The sequence below is a fragment of the Pseudomonas brassicae genome, assembly GCF_010671725.1.
Lineage (GTDB): Bacteria > Pseudomonadota > Gammaproteobacteria > Pseudomonadales > Pseudomonadaceae > Aquipseudomonas > Aquipseudomonas brassicae.
On sequence record NZ_JAAHBU010000545.1, the window covers coordinates 1 to 5,299 of the forward strand.

The window sequence follows — 5,299 nt, forward strand, 5'->3', positions numbered from 1 at the left end:
AGCTGGCTTGCCAGCGAATCAGACAACAAAAATCTCGAATTACACCAGGCCCAGCACTTTAAATACGAAAGCGTACTCCAGCGCCACATCCTTGAGCCCCTGGTAGCGCCCGCTCATGCCGCCGTGGCCGGCGCCCAGTTCGGTCTTGAGCAGCAACAGGTTGTCGTCGGTCTTGGTCACCCGCAGCTTGGCCACCCACTTGGCTGCTTCCCAGTACTGCACGCGGCTGTCGTTGTAGCCGGCCACCACCAGCAGGGCAGGGTAAGCCTGTGCCCGCACGTTCTCGTACGGTGCATAGGCCTTGATGCGCGCGTACACCTCCGGCTCCTGCGGGTTGCCCCATTCGTCATATTCGGTGACGGTCAGCGGCAGCTCGGGGTCGAGCATGGTGTTGAGCACATCGACGAACGGCACCTCGGCAATGGCCGCCTTGAACAGCTCGGGGCGCTGTTGAGCACCGCGCCGATCAGCAGCCCGCCGGCGCTGCCGCCGCTGATCGCCAGGTGCTCGGCATCGGTCACGCCGCGGGCAATCAGGTGTTCGGCGCAGGCAATGAAATCGCTGAAGGTGTTGTGCTTGTGTTCCTGCTTGCCGGCGCGGTACCAGGCTTCGCCCAGCTCGCCACCGCCGCGCACGTGCGCAATGGCAAAGGCCACGCCGCGCTCCAGCAGGCTCAGGCGTGCATGCGAGAACCAGGGGTCCAGGCTCTCGCCGTAGGCGCCATAGCCGTACAGGTACAGCGGCACCGGCTTGCCGAGGTCTTCACGGCGTTGCACCAGGCTGATCGGTACCTGCGTGCATCGCCGGCGCTGGCCCACAGACGCTGGCTGACGTAGGCATCGGCATCGAACGGGCCGAGTACCGGGGTTTGCTTGAGCACGCGCTGTTCGCCGTTGCCAGCTCCAACTGGCGCACCTGAGCCGGGCGGTTGAGCGCCTCGTAGCGCAGGCGCACCCGCGGGCTGACGAACTCCAGGCTGTCCTGCACGTAGAGGCTGTAGGCTGCGTCCGGCAACTCGACACGGTAGCTGGGCAGGCCCTGCGGGTGCACTTCGATGATCGGCAGGCCGCCTTCGCGCAGGCTCAGGGTCAGGGCGCTGGCATTGAGGGTCATGCCTTCGAGCATGATGCTGTCGCGATGAGCTACCAGCACCTGCCATTGTTCGCGCGTGGGCAGCGTGTCGGCCGGGCCGTTGAACAGCGCGAAGTTGATGCCGTGCTGGTTGCTGCGGATGAACCAGTGCCACTGGCCGTCGAGCTGGCCGTGGTCGGGGTAGTACTCGTGACCCTCGACCCGTGGTGCCAGGCAGATGAACGCCTGCTCCGGCGTTTGCGCGTCGAGTACCCAGGCCTCGCTGGTGGTCTTGCTGTTGAGCAGCAGGATCAGTTGGCGCTCGGAGCTGGCGCGGTAGCAGTGCAGGAAGAAGCGCCCGTCAGGCTCTTCGAAAACCTGCGTGGCCCCCTCGCTGCCCAGGCGGTGGCGCAGCAGCTTGTACGGCCGGTGGGTGTCGTCCAGTTCGGCGAAGAACAGCGTCTGGCTGTCGTTGGCCCAGGTCATGCTGCCGTCGCAGTCCTCGAACGGCAGTTGCTCGACCGCACCGCTGGCCAGGTCCTTGACGTACAGCGTGTAGACCTCGTCGCCGCTGGTGTCCAGGCTGTAGGCCAGGCGCTGGTGGTCGGGGCTGATGTTGAACGCACCAAGGCTGAGGAAGCCGCCCGCCGCCAGCACGTTGGGGTCCAGCAGCAGTTCTTCGCGGCTTTCATCGACGCTGGGCGAGTCGTCGGCCGGGCGCGGGCAGCGGTAATGACGCGGGTACTCGTCGCCGGCAGTGGTGCGGGTGTAGTACAGGTACGGGCCCCACGGCGAGGCGAGCGACAGGTCGGTTTCAAGGATACGGCCCTTGATCTCTTCGAACAGTTGCTCGCGCAGCGCGGCCTGGTCGGCCAGTTGCGCCTCCTGGTAGGCGTTTTCCGCATTCAGGTACGCCAGCACCTCGGGCGTGTCCCTGGCCTGCAACCAGGCGTAGGGATCGCTACCTGCATCCTGGCGGGCAATCGGGGCGCGGGGGGCATTGGTGGCTGCGGACATGCGGGGATCTCTTTGCTGGGGCGCGCCTGCGCGCCGAAAAGTCGTTATCATAAGCGTCTATTTGCCTAGCTTGCCACGGACGCCATGACCGAGAACGATTATCTGCTCGCCTGGGGACTTTATGCCCTGGCCGCCCTGGGTTGCCTGCTGGTGGGCTTTCGCCTGACCGCCTGGATGTGGCGCTGGCTGCGTGAGCCGCTGCGCGTGATCATGGCGGTGCTGCTGCTGACCCCGACCATCGTCGACCCGGTCAAGGAGAAATTCGCGCCGGCTGTCGCCATTGCGGCCCTGGACCTGCTGTTCAAGGTGGGCAACAACGTCCTGCGCGCCGCCGCCGACCTGGCCATGTACGGCATGATCGCGTTCATCCTGTATGGCGTGTTCGTGCTGCTGCGCTGGCCGCTGGAGTCGCGTGCGCGTGCCCGTCGCGCAGCGGCCGAAGCTGCGGCCAAGCGCGATGCCGACGCGGCGCAGGTGGACGAGCCGTTTGCCGTCGACAGCCAGGACCGCTACCGCAACGAGCCGCCCGAGGCACCGACCGGCGGCAACCGCCCACGCCTCGAACCGCGTTTGTGATACCCGCCCAGGAGCAACCCCCCGATGTGTGAATTACTGGGCATGAGCGCCAACGTCCCCACCGATATCGTGTTCAGCTTTACCGGGCTGATGCAGCGCGCGGCGCACCGGCCCGCATCGCGATGGCTGGGGCATCGGCTTCTATGAAGGGCGTGGCCTGCGCCTGTTCCAGGACCCGGCGGCCAGTTGCGAGTCGGAGGTGGCCAATCTGGTGCAGCGCTACCCGATCAAGAGCGAAGTGGTCATCGGTCATATCCGTCAGGCCAACGTGGGCAAGGTGTGCCTGTCCAACACCCACCCGTTCGTGCGTGAACTGTGGGGCCGCAATTGGTGCTTTGCGCACAACGGCCAGTTGGGCGACTTCCAGGGCCAGCGCACGTTCTACCGGCCGGTCGGCGATACCGACAGCGAAGCGGCGTTCTGCGATCTGCTCAACCGGGTGCGCGAAGCCTTCCCTGAGCCGGTCGAGGCCGAAGAGCTGATCCCGGTGCTGGTCCAGGCCTGTGCTGAGTACCGTGGCAAGGGCGTGTTCAACTGCCTGCTCAGCGATGGCGACTGGCTGTTCTGCTTTTGCTCGACCAAGCTGGTCCATATTACCCGGCGTGCGCCGTTTGGCCCGGCTCGGCTCAAGGACGTCGACATGATCGTCGACTTTCAGGCCGAAACCACCCCCAACGACGTGGTCACCGTCATCGCCACCGAGGCCTTGACCGAAAACGAGACCTGGCACCGCTACGAACCCGGCCAGTGGGGCCTGTGGCGGCGCGGGGAATGCATCGCCCAGGGCCAGGCCAGCTAAGGATCAGCCTTCATGTTCAGAAGTTACCTGCGTTTGCTGTTGTTTGCCTGCGGCCTGCTGGTCGGTGTGCAGGTGCCCGGTTTGATCAACGACTACACCCAGCGTGTCGAGGCGCACCTGCTCGAATCGCGCGAGGGCCTCAAGGGTTTCAACCAGACCGCGCAGCGCTTCTTCAACGGCGACCTGCAGGCGCTGGTGCGTCACTACCGGGCCAGTGAAGACCCGGTGTTCAACAGCGACGCCGACAGCATCGACAGCCTGGTCAATCGCAACCGCCTGCTCGAGCAGGAATGGCAGACGCTGCAGCGCCCGTGGCTGGTGCGTACCTGGCATGTGCTGGTGGCGGCCGACCCGGCGCTGCGTGAAGAAACCCTCAAGGGTTACAGCTACCAGATCTTGCTGGCGCCCGAGGCCATGGTCTGGGGGCTGGCCTGCGCCATGCTGCTGGCCCTGCTGGTCGAGAGCCTGTTGCTGCTGCTCGGCTGGGCCATCCTCGGCGGGCGGCGCAAGCCGGTGGAGCCGAGCTGGCGCTAGCGCCGCACGTATACATTCAAGGAGCCACGCACATGAGCCGCCTGCTACTGAACTGCGACATGGGCGAAAGTTTCGGCAGCTGGAGCATGGGCCTGGATGCCGAGGTGATGCCCTTTATCGATTGCGCCAACATTGCCTGCGGTTTTCATGCTGGCGACCCCGGCATCATGCGCGCCACCGTGGCACTTGCCGTGGCGCAAGGGGTGCTGATCGGCGCGCACCCGGCGTACCCCGACCTGGCCGGCTTTGGCCGACGGTCCATGGCCTGCAGCAGCGAAGAGATCCGCGACCTGCTGCACTACCAGATCGGCGCGCTGGACGGCATCTGCCGCACCCAGGGCACCCAGGTGGCCTACGTCAAGCCGCATGGCGCGCTGTACAACGACATGATGGCCGACCCGCTCACGTTGCGTACGGTGATCGCGGCGGTGGCGGCCTATGACCGCAGCTTGCCGCTGATGCTCATGGCCACTGCCGACAACCGTGCAGCGCAGGCACTGGGTGACGAGTACGGGCTGACCCTGTGGTTCGAGGCCTTTGCCGACCGTGCCTATGATGCCGTCGGGCACCTGCTGTCGCGGCGCCTGCCCGGCGCGGTGCACCACGACCCGGCGCAGGTCGTCGAGCAGGCATTGCGCCTGGCGCGTGGCGAGGCGCTGGTGGCCAGCGACGGCAGTGCACTGTGGCTGCGTGCCCACACCTTGTGCGTGCATGGCGACAACCACGCGTCGGTAGCGGCGGTGCGCCAGATTCGCCAAGCCCTCGACGCCCAGGCAGCGCCATGAAATGGCGGCTCGAGGTGGTGGCCATCGATTGCCTGATGGTGCGCCTGTTCGAGCGCATCGAGGAAAGCAACATGCCCTGGATGCTCGCCGCCACCCAGCGTTTGCGCACAGCCTTTGCTGCGCAGTTGATCGACCTGGTGCCGTCGTACACCACCGTGATGGTGCACTTCGACCTGCCGCCGGACCAGGCGCGCGAGCGCATCGAGCACGCCTTGAGCGACCTGCAACCTGACCGCGGTGGGGCGGGGCGCAGCCATGAAATCCCGGTGTGGTACGACCCCAGCGTCGGCCCGGAACTGGCGTTGCTGGCGCAGCGCAGTGGCGATACCGAAGCGGGGGTGATCCGCCGTCACAGCCAGCGCGAGTACCAGGTGTTCGCGCTGGGCTTCGCGCCGGGCTTTGCGTTCATGGGACTGGTGGAAGCGGCACTGGCCGCACCGCGCCTGGCCACGCCCCGCAAGCGCGTGCGGCGGGCAGCGTTGGCATCGCCGAGCGCCAGACGGCGCTACCCGGCCGA

At 66.4% G+C, this 5,299-nt stretch carries 4 protein-coding genes and 3 pseudogenes; 5 read left to right on the forward strand and 2 right to left on the reverse strand.

The genetic code is table 11. From position 1 onward, the window contains the following. Positions 1-39 precede the first annotated feature (39 nt). Both G3436_RS29150 and G3436_RS28390 read right to left on the reverse strand, forming a co-directional pair. Positions 40-818, reverse strand: a pseudogene (locus tag G3436_RS29150) (prolyl oligopeptidase family serine peptidase). Next, complete coding sequence (locus G3436_RS28390; RefSeq protein WP_279538741.1) at positions 763-2,088, reverse strand: S9 family peptidase; 1,326 nt, start codon at positions 2,086-2,088, stop codon at positions 763-765. The pseudogene G3436_RS29150 and the gene G3436_RS28390 overlap by 56 nt, the downstream one beginning before the upstream one ends. Before the next feature lie 84 nt (positions 2,089-2,172). Here G3436_RS28390 and G3436_RS25840 point away from each other — a divergent pair, with 84 nt between their 5' ends. The 5 genes and pseudogenes from G3436_RS25840 to G3436_RS25860 form a co-directional block, all read left to right on the forward strand. Then, positions 2,173-2,664 carry an MFS transporter gene (locus tag G3436_RS25840; protein ID WP_163951075.1) on the forward strand — a complete coding sequence of 164 codons (492 nt, stop codon included), beginning with the start codon at positions 2,173-2,175 and terminating at the stop codon, positions 2,662-2,664. Positions 2,665-2,688: 24 nt separating this feature from the next. Next, positions 2,689-3,463, forward strand: a pseudogene (locus G3436_RS25845) (class II glutamine amidotransferase). A gap of 12 nt (positions 3,464-3,475) precedes the next feature. Next, entirely contained in the window at positions 3,476-3,997 is a 522-nt protein-coding gene (locus G3436_RS25850) for a DUF2937 family protein (protein ID WP_163951078.1), read from the forward strand. 32 nt (positions 3,998-4,029) lie between these two features. Further along, positions 4,030-4,782: a 5-oxoprolinase subunit PxpA gene (locus G3436_RS25855; RefSeq protein ID WP_163951080.1), complete on the forward strand. Its 753-nt coding sequence runs from the start codon at positions 4,030-4,032 to the stop codon at positions 4,780-4,782. Continuing rightward, positions 4,779-5,299 (forward strand): annotated as a pseudogene (locus G3436_RS25860) (5-oxoprolinase subunit B family protein); the annotation flags it as partial. The gene G3436_RS25855 and the pseudogene G3436_RS25860, both read left to right, overlap by 4 nt.